Here is a 17,758-nt window from a genome sequence, read left to right as displayed (position 1 = left end):
ACGGGAGGGATTAGGATGAGCACACAACTGGACAATCCCGTCGGACGGGAATTCGCGGAGGCGCTGTCCCGCAGCAAGGGAGAGCCGGCATGGCTCACTTCCCTGCGCGGCGAGGCGGCCGAGCTGGCCGAGTCGCTGGAATGGCCCAAGCCGGAGAAGATCCGCATCGACCGCTGGAACCTGACGGCATTCGGCGAGTATGCCAAGCCGCAGGCGCTGTCCTCGGAGAGCGAGCTGCCGGAAGCGGCCGCATCGCTCGTCTCCGGAGACGGCGCGCTGCTCGTGCAGCGCGGCTCGGGCACGGTGCTGCGGCGCCTGCCGGAGGAGCTGAGCGCTCGCGGCGTCATCTTCACCGATCTGGAGACGGCCGCGGCCGAGCATCCGGAGCTGGTGCAGAAGCATCTGTTCCAGGCGATCGCCAAGGACGAGAACAAGCTGACGGCGCTGCACGCCGCCCTCTGGAACGGAGGCGTGTTCCTGTACGTGCCGAAGGAAGTCGAGATCGACGTGCCGCTGCAGGCGTTGTTCTACAATGACGACGCGTCCGTATCGTTCGCGCCGCATATCCTTATCGTGGCCGAGCGCCACAGCCGCGTCACCTACGTCGACAACGCGCTGACGATCGGCGGCGGCGCGGATGCCGTGCACCACTCGATGATCGAGGTCATCGCCGGCGACGGCGCCAAAGTCGACGTCGCCTCGATCCACCAGCTCGGCGCCAACGTCATCGACACGACGATCCGCCGCGCGGTGCTGGGCAGCGACGCCCGCATCCAGTGGGTCATCGGCGACCTCAACGACGGCAACGTCCTCTCCGACACGCTGTCGGTGCTGAAGGGCAACGGCTCCTCGTCCGATGCGGCCGTCGTGAGCATCGGCGCCGGCAAGCAGCGCATGAGCCTGACGACGCAGGCCAAGCACTTCGGCCTGAACTCCGACAGCAACATGGTGACGCGCGCCGTCATGAAGGAAGAGGCGACGGCGATCATCAACGGCATCACCAAGATCGAGAAGGGCGCGACCAAGGCGAACGGCGTGCAGACCGAGAAGGTGCTCATGCTCAGCCCGAAAGCCCGCGGAGACGCCAACCCGATCCTGCTGATCGACGAGGACGACGTGACGGCAGGCCACGCGGCGAGCGTCGGCCAGGTCAACCCGGAGCAGGTGTACTACCTGATGAGCCGCGGCGTGACCAAGGCCGAGGCGGAGCGGCTGATCATCTACGGATTCCTGGCTCCGGTCGTGACGGAGGTTCCGATCGACGCCGTCCGCGAGCAGCTGCAGCAGCTGCTCGAAAGGAAGCTGGAGGCATGAACATAGAGGAAATCAGGAAGCAGTTCCCGATTCTCCATCAAGAGGTGAACGGGCATCCGCTCGTTTACCTCGACAGCGCGGCGACTTCCCAGAAGCCGCGCTCCGTCATTGAGGCGGTCAAGCGCTACTACGAGCTCGACAACTCCAACGTGCACCGCGGCGTGCATACGCTCGGCTCCCGCGCGACCGAGGCGTACGAAGGGGCGCGCGAGCGCGTCGCCCGCTTCCTGAACGCCCCGTCCGCGGAGCAGATCATCTTCACCCGCGGCACGACCTCGGCGCTCAACCTCGTCGCGACGGGCTACGCTCCGTCGGTGCTCCAGGAAGGCGACGAGATCGTTATCACGCCGATGGAGCATCACAGCAACCTGATTCCGTGGCAGCAGGCGGCGAAGCGCTCCGGCGCGGTGCTGAAGTACATCCCGCTGCAGCCGGACGGCACGATCGCGCTGGCGGACGTGGAGAAGGCGATTACCGGCCGGACCAAGATCGTCTCGGTCATGTACGTCTCCAACGTGCTCGGCGTCATCAACCCGATCAAGGAAATCACCGAGATCGCCCATCGCCACGGCGCGGTCATGGTCGTGGACGGCGCGCAGAGCACGCCGCATATGCGGATCGACGTGCAGGCGCTGGATTGCGACTTCTATGCCCTCTCGGGCCACAAGATGTGCGGTCCGACCGGCATCGGCGCCCTCTACGGCCGCCGCTCGCTGCTCGAGAACATGGAGCCGATCGAGTTCGGCGGCGAGATGATCGACTTCGTCGATCTGTACGAATCGACCTGGAAGGACATTCCGTGGCGCTTCGAGGCCGGCACGCCGATCATCGCCGGCGCCGTCGGGCTGGCCGCGGCGATCGACTTCCTCGAGGAGATCGGGCTGGACAACATCGACCGCCACGAAAAGGAGCTGGCCGCTTACGCGTACAGCAAGCTGTCGGAGATCGACGGCATCACGATCTACGGCCCTCGCGAGGGACGCGTCGGCCTGATCACGTTCAACCTGGACGACGTGCATCCGCATGACGTCGCCACGGTGCTCGATTCCGAAGGCATCGCGGTGCGTGCCGGACACCACTGCTGCCAGCCGCTCATGCGCTGGCTGGATGTGACGGCGACCGCCCGGGCAAGCTTCTATCTGTACAATACCGAGCAGGACGTAGACCGGCTGGCGGCCTCGCTGCTCCGGACAAAGGAGTTCTTCGATCATGCAATTGGATGATCTGTACCGCCGGGTCATCATGGATCACTACAAGAATCCCCGCAACCGCGGCACGATCGACGAAGGATCCGTGACGGTCAACCTGAACAATCCGACCTGCGGCGACCGCATCTCGCTGCAGCTGCAGGTCGAGGACGGCAAGGTGTCCGACGCCCGCTTCACGGGCGAAGGCTGCTCGATCAGCATGAGCTCGGCCTCGATGATGACGGAGGCGGTCAAAGGCCGCACGCTGGACGATGCCTACGCGATGGCGGAGAAGTTCTCCGCCCTCATGAAGGGCGAGCCGGTCGAGTTCGACGAGCTGGAGGACATCGAGGCGCTGTCCGGGGTCAACAAGTTCCCGGCGCGCATCAAATGCGCGACGCTCGCCTGGAACGCGCTGCGCAAGGGCGTCGAGTCGCAAGGCCAAGGCAAGCCGGAAGGGCATTGACCTTTCCATCCAAGCCCCACCACAAGGAGCGTGACCAAGATGGCAAAATCGATGCCGGAAATGGAAGAATATAAATATGGCTTCCGCGACGAGCACAAGGCGATCTTCCAGTCGGGCAAAGGCCTGACGCCGGAAATCGTCCGCACGATCTCGGAAATGAAGGGCGAGCCGGAGTGGATGCTGAACTTCCGCCTCAAGTCGCTCGACCAGTTCAACAAGATGGCGATGCCTAAATGGGGCGGCGATCTGGACGATCTGGACTTCGACGACATCCAGTACTACGTCAAGCCTTCCGAAAAGCAAGGCAAGACGTGGGAGGAAGTGCCGCAGGAGATCAAGGAGACGTTCGACAAGCTGGGCATTCCGGAGGCGGAGCAGAAGTTCCTCGCCGGCGTCTCGGCGCAGTACGAGTCCGAGGTCGTCTACCACAGCATGCAGGAGGACCTGGAGAAGCAAGGCGTCATCTTCACCGACACCGACACGGCGCTGCGCGAGCATCCGGAAATTTTCCGCGAGCACTTCGGCACGGTCATCCCGCCGGCGGACAACAAGTTCGCGGCGCTCAACAGCGCGGTCTGGTCCGGCGGCAGCTTCATCTACGTGCCGAAGGGCGTGAAGTGCGAGATTCCGCTGCAGGCTTACTTCCGGATCAACTCCGAGAACATGGGCCAGTTCGAGCGCACGCTCATCATCGCCGACGAGGACAGCTTCGTGCATTACGTCGAGGGCTGCACCGCTCCGGTGTACAGCACGAACTCGCTGCATAGCGCCGTCGTCGAGATCATCGTCAAGAAAAACGCGCGCGTGCGCTACACGACGATCCAGAACTGGGCGCCGAACATCTACAACCTCGTCACCAAGCGCGCCGTCGCCGACGAGAACGCGACGATGGAGTGGGTCGACGGCAACATCGGCTCCAAGCTGACGATGAAGTACCCGGCTGTCATCCTGCGCGGACGCGGCGCCAAGGGCATGGTGCTCTCCATCGCCGTCGCCGGCAAGGGCCAGCACCAGGACGCGGGCGCGAAGATGGTCCACCTGGCGCCGGACACGACGTCGACGATCGTCTCCAAGTCGATCTCCAAGCATGGCGGCAAGGTGACGTACCGCGGCCTCTGCTCGTTCGGCCGCGACGCCGAAGGCGCCAAGGCGAACATCAAGTGCGACACGCTCATCCTCGACAACCAGTCGACGTCGGACACGATCCCGTACAACGAGATCAAGAACGACAACGTCACGCTTGAGCATGAGGCGACGGTCTCCAAGGTATCCGAGGACCAGCTCTTCTACCTGATGAGCCGCGGCCTGAGCGAAGCCGAAGCGACGCAGATGATCGTCATGGGCTTCATCGAGCCGTTCACCAAGGAGCTGCCGATGGAGTACGCGGTCGAGATGAACCGTCTCATCAAGTTCGAGATGGAAGGTTCGATCGGGTAAGCGATAAAAGATGTAAAACTTAACTTTCGTTGAATCCGCAGAAAAGTTCTGCGGATTCTTTTTTATTGCAAGCAGGGCTCCACGCTCGATGAACGCCTTGCCCATACGGACTGAGAAAGCCCTTGCCGATGAAAATAAAAAAAGGCCCGCTAATTGCGAGCCCCTGTCCTATGCACACGATCGAAATGCATCTCCGCGTCTTTAGACCAGCATCGAGAGTTCTTCTAGGCCCCAGGTGGAAATGGACACCATGACGATTCTGTAAGTAGGCAAAAGCAATCAGGACATCAGCCAGATCCACATATCGCTTGAAGGCGACTGCCATACGCCTGCTTTGGGGCTCCGTTTCCAAGGAATGAACGAATACGCCGTCGTTATACTCCAGGGCAATGACGCCCAATATGTCATTAGACTGTGCACACTGAAGCTTATAGCATGTGCACTGTGGATGGCTTTTCATAAAGGTAGTCCAATCAAACCATCCATCACGATCCCGTTTCAGCATGGGACGAAGTCGTCTGCAGTCTTCCAAAGTAAGCGGAGTGATTTTTCCCTGATGGACGCGCCCCCCAGGATCATGTAACTTCCAAGACAATAACCAACACCTTGCAATGGCTATAATAAAACCACCTATGTCCAAACCTGCGGATCTCGTACCACAATCGGTTTAATGATTTCATGAATTTCCCAAAATGAATTGCTCATCCATGAATGGCGTGGCATAACCAAGCGGGGCGACATGGGGAGCCTCCAGCAGGATAAACCCAAAAACCACGCGAGACCGTCCTGACGGTTCGCGTGGTTTTTTACTATAGCACCCATCAGCGCTCGAACATCTCGACGACGCCGAGCGGATCGAAATAAAGCGTGAACCGGTCGAGCACGACCAACTGGCCGTACTTCTCCTGGTAGTGGACGATCGACTCCTGCAGGAACGCCTCGGTCACCTCCAGGTAGTCGGCGATCTCAAACGCGTTGCGGCAGCCGGCGAGATAAGCGCCGATCAGCTCCGACAGCGGGACGAGCTTCTCATAGCCCCAGTTGCGCGCGAGCTTCTCCTGCTTGCGGTTGGCGATGACGGACTGGTCGGTGATGTCGCCCGCAGTCGTATGGTAGTGCCCGAGCTCCTCGGCGAGAATGCAAGCCTTGTCGGCCGATGTGCGCAGGCTGCGGCTGAGCAGGATCGCCTGGACGGCGCGCGTTTCCATATACAGTCCCTTGACCGCTTCGGGCAAGTCGGCGTCCTCGCGAAGAAGGATGGGCGTCTGCTTCAGCAGGCGTTCATATTTGGACATAACCTCTCTCCTAAACGGGTCCTCGTGTCGTTCGTTACGGCTTGGCCAGGGCGATGCGCAGCGCAAGCTTGATCTGCTCCAGCTCCTGGCCGGTCAGCGGCCCTTCATGGCCGATCCGATGCGCGGCCAGCGTCAGGATCTGCTCTTCCGACAGCTCCAGCTCCAGTTCCTGAAGGCTCGGGGAGGCGGCAACGGAGCCGGCGAGCAAATAATCCGAGGAGACGCCGAGCAGCTCCGCCAGCTGGCTGAGCTTGTCGCTCGGCGGGGCGCTTTTGTCCCGTTCGTAGCTGGATATGTTCGCTTCCGACATTTGGAGCTTCGTCGCGAGCTGCATCTGGGTCAAGCCTCGTTTGACCCGGTATTCCCGAATTCGTTTGCCGAGCGACATGGCGGTCCTTCCTCCCTTTTCCATTTCCCTCTTGCTCAAATATAATTTGGGTGTTATGCTAGTATTCCGCAAGGATGCTCAAAGGAAATTCGTCTTTATGGATGCATTATACCTTGAAATAGGCTGATAGACAACAAGGGGTTGAAAAATGGAATTTCAACGGCTTGAACTCAAATTAAATTTGAGTAAACGGAAAGGGGCTTGGAAAGAATGGAACGACTCGAAAATCGCGCTGAAGCGGAACGGGGACGGAGACCGCTCGATGAGCTGCTGGACGAGCTGGACAATCGGCAGCTGGAAAGCCTCGTCCGCGACGAATGCCGCCGCTGGCGAGAGCTGAAGATGCAGGTGAAGGTGCTCGGCAGCTATTCGATCGGAGCCGGGATGACCGTCAGCCGCCTCAATCAGGAGGACCAGCTGCAGGACCTTCACCGCCGTCTGAAAGGGATGCCTTCCTATATGTATCTGAACGCTCGGGAGCAGAAACTGGAGACGATCGCAAATGCGTACCTCGATCCGGACAAGCATCCGGTCGGCACGAAAGCGCAGCTGGCGGCGATCCCGACGAGAGGGAATGATCTCGAGGACGACCGGCTGCTGCGGGAGCTGAGAGGCAAGCTGGAGAAGGTGATCGAGGCTCGCGCGGGGCGGATCGGCGATTATGATGCCGTGCTGGAGCGGATGGCGAAGCTGCAGCGGCTGCAGGCCGAGCTGGAGCAGCTGGAAGAAACGATGCGGCTCGCGGAGGAGCAGCAGGAAGGGTACGGCAGCCTCATTCGACTGTATTACGTTGAGAAGCGGACAGCCGAGGCTTGCGCGATGGCGCTTTGCATCTCCCGCCCGACGTTCTTCCGCTGGAAGCCGCAGGCGGCCCGGCTGTTCCTGCGGATTCTGGAATGGCAGCGGGATGGATAGAGGACCGCCAAGCGGCGGCAGCATAGGATGGAGATAAGGACGGAGCGAAAAAGCGCTCCGTCCTTTTTCATGCGCCGAAACGACGCGAGAAGATCAGCCTCCCCCGGTGAGACTCCAATGAGACGGAGTGGAGACGCGAAAGAGACGGAGTTGAGCCGCTGAGGCCGTTTTGACCGTGGTAAGATGCTAGTATCAGGAACGATGACAAGAGACGAGCCGCCCCTAACCGGGCGGCTTTTGTCGTTCCTGTGCCTGTCGGAGGAGAAGAGGCCGCGAGGAGAGCTGACGATCGGTCTGCACGAGAAACGGCGGGAAGCAAGAGAAGGAAGGAGGAGCTGGCATGGGAGGAATCGCAGCTTGGAGGCTGGACGATCCGGACCAGCTGCTGCGCAAGCTGAGGGAGCTGGAAAAGCGGGCGCCGATCGTGCTGGAGCGGCATCTGCTGGAGCAGGCGGAAGCCGCGGCTCGATCCGCAGCGGCTCGAATGCCGCCGGGAAGCGGCGAGCTGGCGAAGGGCTGGCGCGTCGGACCAGTGAAGCGCGCGAGCCGGGTGCTGTCGGTGGAGATCAGCCACCCGGCGCCGGAAGCCGCCCGTCTCGAGTACGGGACAGAGGGCGAAGGCGGACAGCGGGGGCGCTTCATGCTGGCGCTCGCGCTGGCGGAGCTGGAGCGGGACTGGCCCCGGCGTCTGGAGAGCGTGCTCGAGACGCTGCTCTCCGGGAAAGGAGCAAGCCGATGAGCGAAAGCTGGATCGACGTGCTGCTGGACCGGCTGAGAGCGGCGTTCCCGGATTACGCCGTGTCCGCCGGCCAGTCGGAGCCCCCGCCTGCGCAGCCGAGCCTGGAGCTGGTGGAGCTGGCGGTCGAACGGCAGCGGCTGCTCGGCGGCCGCTGGCGAGAGGCGTGTCGACTGGCGCTGATTTGCCGGTCCGCGGAGCGGGCCGACCTCGTCGCGGAGCGGCTGCTGCCGCTGCTGGCGTCGGTGCCGCTGGCGGACGGGCGGTTCGCCAAGGGCTCCGCCGTGAGCCGGGAGCTGGCCGAGGGCAAGGTCGTTTTTACTTGGAGCGTACGCCTGGACGGAGCGGATGAGACGGATCGTCCGCCGCTCATGCGGAGCTTGCGCAAGGAGGTCGAGTCGAATGGCATTTAGGAAAAAGGCGGAAAAAACGGCTGACGCGTCCCGTGCGGACATCAAGCCGCCGCAGCAGCAGCAGCAGCAGGCGAGCCTGGAGCCGCGCTTCACGAAGGCGGCGCTGCTGGGGAGCCGCAGGTACGGCGCCAGCAAGGACTTGATTTCCGTGCTGGTCGGCGACGAAGAGCGCTGCGGGCATGAGGAAGTCGAACGGCGCATTCAAGCATTCATTAAAAAGGAGGCCGACTAAATGGCTGGAGGCATGTTTACGGCAATGAATAAGGTACGTCCGGGGGTCTACATCAATTTTGCGACGGAAGGGACGGCGGTGACGACGGGCGACAGGGGCACGCTGGCGCTGCCGCTGCCGCTGTCGTGGGGAGAGCCGCGGCGGATTACGGTGCTGGAGGGCGGCGAGAATCCGCTGGAGAAGCTCGGCTACGCGCTGAGCGCGCCGGAGCTGCTGCTGGTGCGCGAGGCGATGAAGCGCGCGGGCAAGCTGCTCGTCTACCGCCTCAATGGTGGAACGGCGGCCAAGGCGACGCTTGGCGGCATCACCGCCGAAGCCCGCTATCCCGGCGTGCGCGGCAATGATCTGCGCGTCTCGGTCGAGGCGAGCGTGGACAAGCCGGGCCAGATGGAAGTCGCGACGTTTGTCGGCGGCTCGGAGGTCGATCGCCAGATCGTGCTGAACGCACAAGGCCTGAAGGCGAACGCGTGGATCGTCTGGACGGGCTCGGGAGCCCTCGAAGCCACGGCAGGCGTTCCGCTTGCGGGCGGTACGGACGGCGCGGCGACGAACGAGGATTATGCCGGGTTCCTGCAGGCGATCGAGCTGCAGGACTTCCATGTGGCGGTGTATCCGGGGACGGATGTCACGATGAAAAGCCTGTTCGCGGCGTTCGCCGCGCGGCTGCGCGAGGAGGAGGGACGCAAGATCCAGGTCGTGCTGGAAAACTACGCTTCGGCCAATCATGAGGGCGTCATCAGCGTGCGCAACGGCGTCACGCTGGAGGACGGCAAGACGCTGACGCCAGGACAGGCGGCGGTCTGGGTCGCGGCGGCGACAGCGGCGGCCGGTCCGGCCGCATCGCTGACCTACGCCGTTTATGAAGGCGCGAGCGACGCGTCTCCGCGCCTGACGAACTCGGCTACGGCGGCGGCGCTGCTCGGCGGCGAGTTCGTCTTCACGGCCCGCTCCGGCTCGGTCGTCGTCGAGCAGGACATCAACTCCTATCATAGCCCGACACCGCAGAAGGGCCGCATTTTCGCCAAAAACTCTGCGCTGCGCGTGCTCGACGGGATCGCGACGGACTTCAAGGCGACCTTCGAGAGCCTGTATATCGGCAAGGTCGGCAACGATGCGAACGGCCGCGCGCTGTTCCGCAAGGACTGCGTGAAGCTGCTGGAGCAGTACCAGGAGCTGGGGGCGCTGCAGAATTTCGACGCCTCCAAGGACGTGACGGTGGAGCAGGGAGCGGAGGCGGACGCGGTTGTCGTGTCCGTATCCGTGCAGCCGGTCGATGCGATCGAAAAAATCTACATGAAAGTACAGGTGAGCTAAATGAGCGTACTGAAAGCGGGAGACACGATTGCCGGGCACTCCGGGACGGCCTATGCGACGATTGGCGGACAGACGGTGGAGATGTTCTATGTGAAGAACCTGCGGGCAACCGCGAAAAAGAACAAGGCCGACATCAAGACGCTCGGCAGCCGCAACGTGCAGAAAAAAGCGGCCGGCTGGGAAGGCACCGGCACGATGACGCTGTATTACGTGACGTCCCGCTTCCGCGAGATGATGCGCGATTACATCAAGACCGGCGTGGACACCTATTTCGACATCCAGGTGACCAACGACGATCCGGCCTCGGCTGTCGGCAAGCAGATCGTCACGCTGATCGGCGTCAATCTCGACGAGGTCGTCATGGCCGCGCTCGACGCGGAGTCGGATGCGCTGGACGAGGAAATTCCGTTCACGTTCCATGACGTCAACATCGGCGAGCCGTTCAAGGACATCCAGGGACTGGGCTGATCGGGCGCGACGCGCCGACTCCAGGCAGAGCAAGCGTCCCGCCGATCCGCCGGCCTCATTCGCGGTCATTTGCCGGGAGCGTCCGTCACGGACGCTCCCGCTTCATTCGATTTTCCATTCCAAGGAGGAACTGTTCATGTCCATGAAGCTGTTTTTTGCCCACAATGCCGTCGCCGCCGAAACGCAGGAGGTCGTCGTCTCGGACCGATTCCGCGACGAGTCGGGCCGGCCCGCCGCCTGGAAGCTGCGCGCCATCTCGGAGGAGCTGAACGAGGAGCTGCGCTCCGCGTCGATGAAGCGGACGAAAGGAAAAGGCGGCCAGGCGATGCCGGAGATGGACTACAACGCTTATCTCGGCCGCATGGTCGCGGCTTGCGTCGTGCATCCGGATCTCAATGACGCCGAGCTGCAGCAGTCGTACGGCGTGCGCGGCGCGGCGGCCGTCGTGCGCAAGATGCTGCTGGCGGGCGAGTTCGCCAACCTGGCGGCCAAGGTGCAGGAGATCAACGGCTTCGACCGCGAGGTCGGCGAGCTGGCCGAAGAAGTAAAAAACGACTAGAGGAGGGGGAAGGCGAGTGGAATTATGCGTACTTCGCTCTCAATGAATACGGGGTGCTGCCATGGGAATTCGCAGAGCTGGGAACGCGGCGCAAGGCCGCGCTGATCGGCATGATCCGCGTGCGGCTGGAGGCCGAGAAGCAGGCGCGGCTCCAGTCCTCGCGGAGCGGCAAGCGCCGATGACGGAAAGGAGGGGGCGAAGCGATGGCGACGTTGCAAGCGACGATCCGGCTGTATGACCGCTTCAGCGGCGAGCTGCGCAAGGTGAATCAGACGCTGGAGCGCACGATTCAGCTGAGCGACAAGCTGCAGCGCCAGCTGGCGAAGCCGCTCAAGGTGTCGGTGCAGACGAGCGGCGCGCATCAGGAGATCAATGGCGTGATGCAGCGGCTCGGACGGCTCCGGCAGTCCCGCCTCGCGCTGCAGGTCCGCCTGAACGTGCCGGAGGAGGACATCAGCCGGCTGCGCAAGCAGATTCAGAAGCGGCTGGACGAGCCGTTCAAGGTGAGCGTGAAGGCGGCGGGGGATGGAGCGCAGAGGGATCCAGGCGGCGGATTCGGCAAAATGGACCGCGTTACGAGCATTTTTCGGTTCGTCGCTGGCGCTAAGGACTTCCTTAAAGCGCTCCCGGAGCTTACGAAAATGTTCCTGGCCTTCCGTGCGGGCGGGCTGAAGGCGCTGCTTGGGCTTGGCGCCGCTGGAGCCGGAGCTGCCGGAGCGGGCGCTCTGGGCGCCGGCGTGCTGGGAGGAGCGGCTGGCGCGGCCGCGGCAGGAGCGTCGCATGCCGGAGAGGGAGCACCGAGCGTCGCTCAGCTGATGACAAGCGGCCTGACGGCGGCATTCCGAACAGCGGTGCCGTTGTTCAAAAGCTCCGTCGGGGGCGCGATGGCGCAGCAGGAGACGATCGACCGCTACTCGGTGGCGGCAGGCAGCGACGCCGGCGGCCAAGCGATCTTCGATGCGGTGAGCAGGCAAGCGCTCGGCGCGAACGTGAATCCGGCGGAGGCGCAGCAGACGGCGCTGTCTTTCCTCAAGGTGACGACCGACCCGACGCAGGTGGCCGCTCTCAACCGGATGGCGATGCGGATGCAGAAGCTGAACCCTCAGAGCAGCCTCGAAGAATCGGCCGGCGCGATGAGCGCCATGATGGCGGGCGATCCTGCGGAACTGCTGAAAGGGCTTAATCTGTCCGAGAAGCAGCTGCAGGAGAGCGGAGCCGGCAAGGCCGTCGCTTCGGGCGACATGGACGGGTTCTTGCGCGCTATGGATGGATTGCTCGCCAAGCAAGGCATGAGCGACGCCGGCTTCGGCAAGCTGACCTCCACCCCGGGAGCCAAAATGGAAGGCATCCAGCAGAGAGCGCAGTTCAAGCTCGGCGAAGCCGGCATGCCGGCCATGGAGGCGCTCGTGCCGGTGATGGACAAGCTGCTGGCCGCATTCGACTCCGGCAAATTCGACCCGTTCTTCGACGCGTTGTCGGCGGGTCTGTACATCATGGCGGAGCTGCTTTCAGGGGCGGCGGATGCCGCGCTGTTCCTGATGGACCTGTTCGCCACGCACGGCGGAACGATCGCGGACGTGCTGACCGTGCTGACCGCGGTGCTGCTGCCGCTTATGGCCGTCTGGCTGTGGAGCATGGTTGCGCCGATCCTGGCGATGGCCGCCGCCTTCTTCATGGCGAACTGGCCGCTGCTGCTCATCATCGCGATCATCGGGCTGCTGGTATACGCGCTGCTTCAGACGGGCACGAGCGCAAGCCAGATCATCGGCTTCATCGTCGGGCTGTTCTTCGTCCTCGGCGCTACGATCTACAACATCATCGCGTCCGCCTGGAACCTGTTCGCGACGTTCGCGGAGTTCCTCATCAATCTGTTCATCGACCCGGTCTACGCCGTTCAGAAGCTGTTCTACGATCTGGCGATGATGTTCGGCAATGCCTTGTATCAAATGCTGCTCATGACGGAGTCCTTCGCAGGCGGCTTCATGGAAATCATTCTGGAGGGCATCAACGGCGTCATCGGCTTGGTGAACGGGCTGGGAGCCGGCATGGCGAAGCTGTTCGGCAAAGAATACAAAGGCATCGCAGAGCTGGACGTAAAGGATCCCCATGCCCTGAGCAGCAAGCTGAAGGGCATGCTGGATAAAATCGAGCCGCCGACTTCGGAGAAGGACCCCGTCCGCATCGGACGGTTGGATGCGCTGGATCCATCAGCGGCAGGCAAGAAGGGCTACGACTTGGGCAAAGGAGCACTGGACAAGGCAGGCTCGCTCTTCAACGGGGAGAAGGATCCCATAAAGGATCTCTTCGCAGGCGAAGACAAGTGGAAGGGCGGAGGCGGCATGGCCGACAAGCAGAACAGCATGATGGGCGGAGCCGGAGCAGGAGCCGCGCCGGGCGGAAACATCCCCAACATCGGCAAGGTCAACGAGGTCGGCAGCATCGGCAGCGAGGTCGACATCGGCAGCGAGGAGCTGAAGGTGATGCGCGATCTGGCCGAGATGAAGGCGATCCAGAACTTCGTCACGCTGACGCCGACGGTGCAGGTGACGACGGGACCGATCCACAAGCAGGTCGACGTCGACGACGTCGTGCGCAAGATCGCCGCGAGCATGGAGCAGGAGATCGAGTCGTCCGCCCACGGGGTGTACGCCCGCATTTAGCAACATTACGAAGCGCAGCATTGCGCGGAAAGGAGGTCGCCGATGGCTATACCGATTCGGGTCAGCCCTCAGCCGGCCAAAGCGTTCGCCGGCATCCGGCTCGACTTCAACCACGGCACGGAAGGCTGGGAGCTGCCGGTGATGCCGTCCAAGCTGTCGATCCGCCGAAGCGGCTCCGGCAAGGACTACAATCTGCTCGGGGCGGGACCGATCGCGACGATCGAGAAGCCGGGACTGGCCGAGGTCGAGTTCGAGAGCTTTTTTCCCAGCCAGCCCGGCCCTTACGTCGCGACCCGGTCCATCCTGAAGCGTCCGGAGCAGTTCGCCGACGACATCGGCCGCTGGATGCGCTCCGGCTATCCGCTGCGGTTCATCTATGCGCGCCATGCCGACCGGTTCGAGAATCCGTACACGCTGCAGATTCCGATGACGATCACCGGCTTCGACCGCTGGGAGGAGGCCGGCTCGCCGGGCGACGTGTTCTACACGCTCAAGCTGAAGGAATACGTGTTCTACGCGCCGGTGAAGCTGCAGGCGGTGAAGACGGCGGACGGCTCGACCGCCGTGGCGAAGGAGCCGGACAAGCGGCCCGATCTGAAGGTGCCGCCGAAAGCCTACACGATCGTCAAGGGCGACACGCTCAGCGGCATCAGCATGAAGCTGTACGACGGCGACAGCAGCCGCTGGCCGGAAATCCAAAAGCTGAACGGCATCGGCAACTCGGAGCTGAAGCGGCTGCAGATCGGCCGCGTGCTTCAGGTGCCGCCGCCGAAGGAGTGAGGGCATGCTGAAGATCGAGCTCGACCTCCGCGACGGACGGCTGTGGGACGTCACCGGCATGGCCACCGAGCTGAGCTGGAAGACGTCCCGCATCGGCAAGGCGGGCACGCTGGAGTTTTCGATGATGCGGGGGCCGAGCCTGGCGGCGCAAAGCCAGCTGCCGATCGCTCCCGGCAACGTCGTACGGGTGAGCGACGGCGGCGTACGGCTGTTCTACGGCTATGTGTTCACCTTGGAGGAGGACGAGGATCGGGTCGTGCGGGTGAAGGCCCAGGATCAGCTCCGCTATTTGCTGGAGACGGATACCTACGTCCGTACGAATGTGACGGCGACTCAGGTCATCCGCGACCAGGCGCTGGCTATCCAGGCCCGGCTCGGCCCCATCGCGGATACGGGCCATCCGATTCCGAAGTTCAGCCAGGACGGGCAGAAGCGGCTGGACATGATTTTCAAGGCGCTGGACGAGACGCTGCTGGCGAAGGGGAAGCTCTTCGTCTTTTATGACGATGCGGGCCTGCTGACGCTGCGCGACGTGGCCGACATGAAGGCGAACGTCGTCATCGGCGAGAACAGCCTGCTGACGGGCTATTCGTCCAGCCGCAGCATCGACAGCGAGACGTATAACCGCATCAAGCTCGTGCGCGACAACAAGCAGACGGGCGGGCGGGACGTCTATATCGAGCAGGACGGCGCCGCGATCGCCCGCTGGGGACAGCTGCAATATTACCAGAAGGTGGACGAGGGACTCAACGAGGAGCGGATCAAGGAGATGCTGAAGCAGCTGCTCCAGCTGAAAAACCGCGAGCAGCGGAAATTCAGCCTGGAGGCGCTCGGCCATCCGACGATCCGCGCCGGCTCGGTCGTGCAGGTGGCGATTCCGCGCTTGCAGCTGAACCGCCACTTTCTCGTCGAGGAGTGCACGCACGCCTATTCCGGCCGCTCGCACACGATGCAGCTTGAGCTGTACGTCATCGACGGCATGGTAAAGGAAGGATGAAGCATGAGCATCAACGATTCGATCAAGCAGATCATGGCGCGCTCGCTGGAGGCGCAGCAGCTGACGAAGGCGGTATTCGGCAAGGTGACGGGGCTCGAGCCGCTGGAGGTGGCCGTCGAGCAGCGCTTCACGCTGCCGGCGGAGCTGCTCGTCGTGCCCGAGCATCTGCGGGAGCTGGCGGTGGAGCTGGGCGGGGAGCGCTTCGTGCTGCGGCGCGGCCTTGAGCTCGGCGACCGGCTCGTCCTGCTGCGCTCGGAGGGCGGCAGCCCTTACGTCGCGCTGGGGAGGGTGGAGGCATGAGCGTGCCGGAGCAGACGGGATTGGACTGGACGGCGGCGGAGGCGGTCGAGCGGCCGAGCCTGACGTACCCGATCCATTTGGACGGACGCACGGGGGGGAGGATCGACGGGCTGGCCGCGATGCGCCAGTTCGTCTTCAAGCAGCTGTCGACCGTGCGCTGGGAGCATGAGGTGTACACGGGAGAGGTCGGGCTCGAGCGGTCGAGCTACGACATCGCCGCCGCGGTCGAGGAAGCGCTGCTGGCGGACAGCCGCGTGCTGGCGGTCGAGGACATGCAGATGAGGCGGGAAGGAGACGGCGTGTCCTTGACGTTCACGGTGCGCACCGTCTTCGGCTCGTTCAAGGAGGAGGCGATGGCCGGTGTATGAGCATCAGACGTACCGCGAGATCATGGGCCGCATGCTGGCCCGGATTCCGGATGAGCTGGACAAAAGGGAAGGCAGCGTCATCTTCGACGCGCTTGCGCCCGCAGCGGCCGAGCTGGCGGCGCTTTACGCCGAGCTGGACGTGCAGCTGGCGCTTTCGTTCGCCGATACGGCGGACGGGGAGTATTTGACGCGCCGCGCCGCTGAGCACGGCGTGCGTCGAAAGGCTTCGAGCCGGGCGATGCGCCTCGGCCGGTTCTTCGGCACGGCCGGAGGCCCGGCGGAGGTGCCGCTGCGCTCGCGCTTGGCGGCCGAGGGGACCGCCTACGAGGTGGAGGAGCGGCTCGCGCCGGGGACGTATCGCCTCGTGGCCGAGCAGCCCGGCCGAGCCGGCAACGAGGTGGCGGGAGCGCTGCTGCCGCTGGACTACATCGACGGCCTGGCCCGCGCCGAGCTGGCGGACGTGCTCGTGCCGGGCGAGGACGAGGAGGGAGACGCCGAGCTGCGGGCCCGCTTCTGGCAAGCGGTCAGCGAGCAGCCTTTCGGCGGCAATATCGCGGATTACCGGGCGAAGATCGGCGGCCTGCCCGGAGTCGGCGGGGTCAAGATCCATCCCGCTTGGAACGGCGGCGGCACCGTGAAGGCGACGGTAATCGCCAGCGACTTCGCTCCGGCGGCGGCCGCGCTGGTGCAGGAGGTGCAGGCGGCGATCGACCCGGAGTCGGCGGGACAAGGCATCGGTCTCGCCCCGATCGGCCATCGGGTGACGATCGTGGCGGCGGACGCGGTCCCCGTCGACATCGCCACGCAGCTCACGCTGCGCGCCGGCGTGAGCGCGGTCCAGCTGGAGCGGGACATCGAGGCGGCGGCAGAAGCGTATCTGCTGGAGCTGCGGCGAGCCTGGGCGGGAGAGAGCCGGCTGATCGTGCGCATCTCCCAGCTGGAGACGAGAGTGCTCGCGCTGCCGGGCGTCGAGGACATCGGCGGCACGACGCTGAACGGCGCGCCGGCCAATCTGGAGCTGGAAGCCGACGAGGTGCCGACGCTCGGGACGGTGACGCTGAATGGCTGAGCCGCTGATCGGAAGGCTACCGGCGTTTTATTCGGACAGCCGCGAGATGACGGAGCTGTTCCGTTCGGAGGATGAAGAGATCGCCTCGGCGGAGCAGGCGCTGGAGCGCCTGCTGGATGACCGCTTCGTGCTGACCGCGTCCGTGGAGGCGATCCGCCGCCACGAGCGGCTGCTCGGCATTCGGGCGGACGAGGCGCAGGAATCGCTGGCATTTCGGCGCGTGCGCGTCGTCAACCGGTATTCCACGAAGCCTCCTTTTACCCTGCGGTATCTGCAAGAGAGGCTGGACGATCTGGTCGGGAAGGGCCGCGCGCTGGCGCAGGTAGACCTGGAGGCGCAGGTGCTGACGATCTCGGCCGCGATCCAGAACGCGCCGCTGTTCCGCGAGGTGGAGCAGACGGTGACGGCGCTGAAGCCGGCGAGTCTGGTCTATGTGCAGCAGACGGCGGTTGCGGATACGCTGCGCCTGAGGGAGGGCATCCGCCATCGGCGGCTGGCCCGCGAGACGAGGCTCGGCAGCTGGAAGCTCGGCGCGACCGGATTCACGACAGAGAAGGAAGAGGTGATCGTACGATGATGGAGGCTTCGCTGATCCAGGACGTGGCCGCCTATGTGGACGGTCGGATCGCCCGCGTCTCGCTCAACGGCGGCGCGGTACTGCTGACGGAGTTCACGCTGAAGCGGGCGTCGCAGGGAGTTGTCGAGCTGAGGTATTACATTCCGGCGGAGGCGGTAGGCACGGTGCATCGGATCGAGCTGCAGGATGCGTACGGCAAGACGCTGAGCACAAGCGACGTGCAGATCCCGATTGCGAGCGATACGCTGATGCTGCAGTCGATCACGGTAGAGGAGGGATGACG

At 63.7% G+C, this 17,758-nt stretch carries 22 protein-coding genes; 20 read left to right on the top strand and 2 right to left on the bottom strand.

The genetic code is table 11. The annotated features are described in order from the left end of the window. Nucleotides 1–15 precede the first annotated feature (15 nt). From sufD to sufB, 4 genes are read left to right on the top strand one after another with little or no spacing between them, the layout of a single operon-like run. Entirely contained in the window at nt 16–1,314 is a 1,299-nt protein-coding gene (sufD, locus tag B8V81_RS06460) for a Fe-S cluster assembly protein SufD (protein WP_028599160.1), read from the top strand. Continuing rightward, nucleotides 1,311–2,537, top strand: coding sequence for a cysteine desulfurase (locus B8V81_RS06455; RefSeq protein ID WP_101808000.1), 1,227 nt, complete (start codon nt 1,311–1,313; stop codon nt 2,535–2,537). The genes sufD and B8V81_RS06455 overlap by 4 nt, the downstream gene beginning before the upstream one ends. Beyond that, complete coding sequence (gene sufU, locus B8V81_RS06450; protein ID WP_101807999.1) at nt 2,524–2,967, top strand: Fe-S cluster assembly sulfur transfer protein SufU; 444 nt, start codon at nt 2,524–2,526, stop codon at nt 2,965–2,967. Before B8V81_RS06455 ends, sufU begins: the two co-directional genes overlap by 14 nt. A 39-nt stretch (nt 2,968–3,006) precedes the next feature. Beyond that, entirely contained in the window at nt 3,007–4,404 is a 1,398-nt protein-coding gene (gene sufB / locus B8V81_RS06445) for a Fe-S cluster assembly protein SufB (protein ID WP_028599157.1), read from the top strand. A gap of 821 nt (nt 4,405–5,225) precedes the next feature. Here the strand turns inward: sufB and B8V81_RS06440 are convergent. Both B8V81_RS06440 and B8V81_RS06435 read right to left on the bottom strand, forming a co-directional pair. After that, nucleotides 5,226–5,699 (bottom strand): ImmA/IrrE family metallo-endopeptidase, encoded by a 474-nt coding sequence (locus B8V81_RS06440; protein ID WP_101807998.1) that lies wholly within the window; start codon nt 5,697–5,699, stop codon nt 5,226–5,228. A 34-nt stretch (nt 5,700–5,733) separates the two neighbouring features. Next, entirely contained in the window at nt 5,734–6,087 is a 354-nt protein-coding gene (locus tag B8V81_RS06435) for a helix-turn-helix domain-containing protein (protein ID WP_084137343.1), read from the bottom strand. A 210-nt stretch (nt 6,088–6,297) separates the two neighbouring features. Here B8V81_RS06435 and B8V81_RS06430 point away from each other — a divergent pair, with 210 nt between their 5' ends. From B8V81_RS06430 to B8V81_RS06360, 16 genes are all read left to right on the top strand, one after another. Beyond that, nucleotides 6,298–7,002, top strand: a complete 705-nt coding sequence (locus B8V81_RS06430; RefSeq protein WP_146000460.1) for an RNA polymerase subunit sigma-24 — start codon at nt 6,298–6,300, stop codon at nt 7,000–7,002. Nucleotides 7,003–7,342: 340 nt separating this feature from the next. Continuing rightward, nucleotides 7,343–7,741 carry an HK97 gp10 family phage protein gene (locus B8V81_RS06425; RefSeq protein ID WP_101807997.1) on the top strand — a complete coding sequence of 133 codons (399 nt, stop codon included), beginning with the start codon at nt 7,343–7,345 and terminating at the stop codon, nt 7,739–7,741. Then, nucleotides 7,738–8,151 (top strand): hypothetical protein, encoded by a 414-nt coding sequence (locus B8V81_RS06420; protein WP_101807996.1) that lies wholly within the window; start codon nt 7,738–7,740, stop codon nt 8,149–8,151. Before B8V81_RS06425 ends, B8V81_RS06420 begins: the two co-directional genes overlap by 4 nt. Further along, nucleotides 8,141–8,383, top strand: coding sequence for a hypothetical protein (locus B8V81_RS06415; RefSeq protein ID WP_101807995.1), 243 nt, complete (start codon nt 8,141–8,143; stop codon nt 8,381–8,383). Before B8V81_RS06420 ends, B8V81_RS06415 begins: the two co-directional genes overlap by 11 nt. Further along, on the top strand, nt 8,384–9,697 hold the full coding sequence (locus tag B8V81_RS06410; RefSeq protein ID WP_101807994.1) for a phage tail sheath family protein: 1,314 nt from the start codon (nt 8,384–8,386) through the stop codon (nt 9,695–9,697). It abuts the gene before it with no gap. Then, entirely contained in the window at nt 9,698–10,165 is a 468-nt protein-coding gene (locus tag B8V81_RS06405) for a phage tail tube protein (RefSeq protein WP_101807993.1), read from the top strand. Nucleotides 10,166–10,301: 136 nt separating this feature from the next. Then, nucleotides 10,302–10,724 (top strand): phage tail assembly chaperone, encoded by a 423-nt coding sequence (locus B8V81_RS06400; RefSeq protein ID WP_043111402.1) that lies wholly within the window; start codon nt 10,302–10,304, stop codon nt 10,722–10,724. A gap of 53 nt (nt 10,725–10,777) precedes the next feature. Next, nucleotides 10,778–10,906 (top strand): hypothetical protein, encoded by a 129-nt coding sequence (locus B8V81_RS25970; RefSeq protein WP_255309683.1) that lies wholly within the window; start codon nt 10,778–10,780, stop codon nt 10,904–10,906. Between the two features lie 21 nt (nt 10,907–10,927). After that, the gene (locus B8V81_RS06395) at nt 10,928–13,384 is read left to right on the top strand and encodes a phage tail family protein (RefSeq protein ID WP_028599148.1); all 2,457 of its coding nucleotides are present in this window, start codon (nt 10,928–10,930) and stop codon (nt 13,382–13,384) included. 42 nt (nt 13,385–13,426) lie between these two features. After that, nucleotides 13,427–14,164, top strand: a complete 738-nt coding sequence (locus tag B8V81_RS06390) for a LysM peptidoglycan-binding domain-containing protein (protein ID WP_052333304.1) — start codon at nt 13,427–13,429, stop codon at nt 14,162–14,164. A gap of 4 nt (nt 14,165–14,168) precedes the next feature. Beyond that, nucleotides 14,169–15,161, top strand: coding sequence for an XkdQ/YqbQ family protein (locus tag B8V81_RS06385; RefSeq protein WP_028599146.1), 993 nt, complete (start codon nt 14,169–14,171; stop codon nt 15,159–15,161). Nucleotides 15,162–15,164: 3 nt separating this feature from the next. After that, nucleotides 15,165–15,461, top strand: a complete 297-nt coding sequence (locus B8V81_RS06380) for a DUF2577 domain-containing protein (RefSeq protein WP_028599145.1) — start codon at nt 15,165–15,167, stop codon at nt 15,459–15,461. Next, nucleotides 15,458–15,829 (top strand): DUF2634 domain-containing protein, encoded by a 372-nt coding sequence (locus B8V81_RS06375; RefSeq protein WP_052333303.1) that lies wholly within the window; start codon nt 15,458–15,460, stop codon nt 15,827–15,829. Before B8V81_RS06380 ends, B8V81_RS06375 begins: the two co-directional genes overlap by 4 nt. Further along, nucleotides 15,822–16,898: a baseplate J/gp47 family protein gene (locus B8V81_RS06370; RefSeq protein WP_101807992.1), complete on the top strand. Its 1,077-nt coding sequence runs from the start codon at nt 15,822–15,824 to the stop codon at nt 16,896–16,898. The genes B8V81_RS06375 and B8V81_RS06370 overlap by 8 nt, the downstream gene beginning before the upstream one ends. After that, nucleotides 16,891–17,475: a putative phage tail protein gene (locus B8V81_RS06365; protein WP_028599142.1), complete on the top strand. Its 585-nt coding sequence runs from the start codon at nt 16,891–16,893 to the stop codon at nt 17,473–17,475. The genes B8V81_RS06370 and B8V81_RS06365 overlap by 8 nt, the downstream gene beginning before the upstream one ends. Continuing rightward, entirely contained in the window at nt 17,472–17,756 is a 285-nt protein-coding gene (locus B8V81_RS06360) for a hypothetical protein (protein WP_028599141.1), read from the top strand. The genes B8V81_RS06365 and B8V81_RS06360 overlap by 4 nt, the downstream gene beginning before the upstream one ends. The last annotated feature ends 2 nt before the right edge of the window (nt 17,757–17,758 follow it).

Origin of the sequence: Paenibacillus pasadenensis, assembly GCF_002864175.1 — a bacterium.
Classification (GTDB): domain Bacteria; phylum Bacillota; class Bacilli; order Paenibacillales; family Paenibacillaceae; genus Paenibacillus_O; species Paenibacillus_O pasadenensis.
Note: the sequence above shows the minus strand (reverse complement) of the source record. Positions and strands in the feature narration are given on the sequence as shown.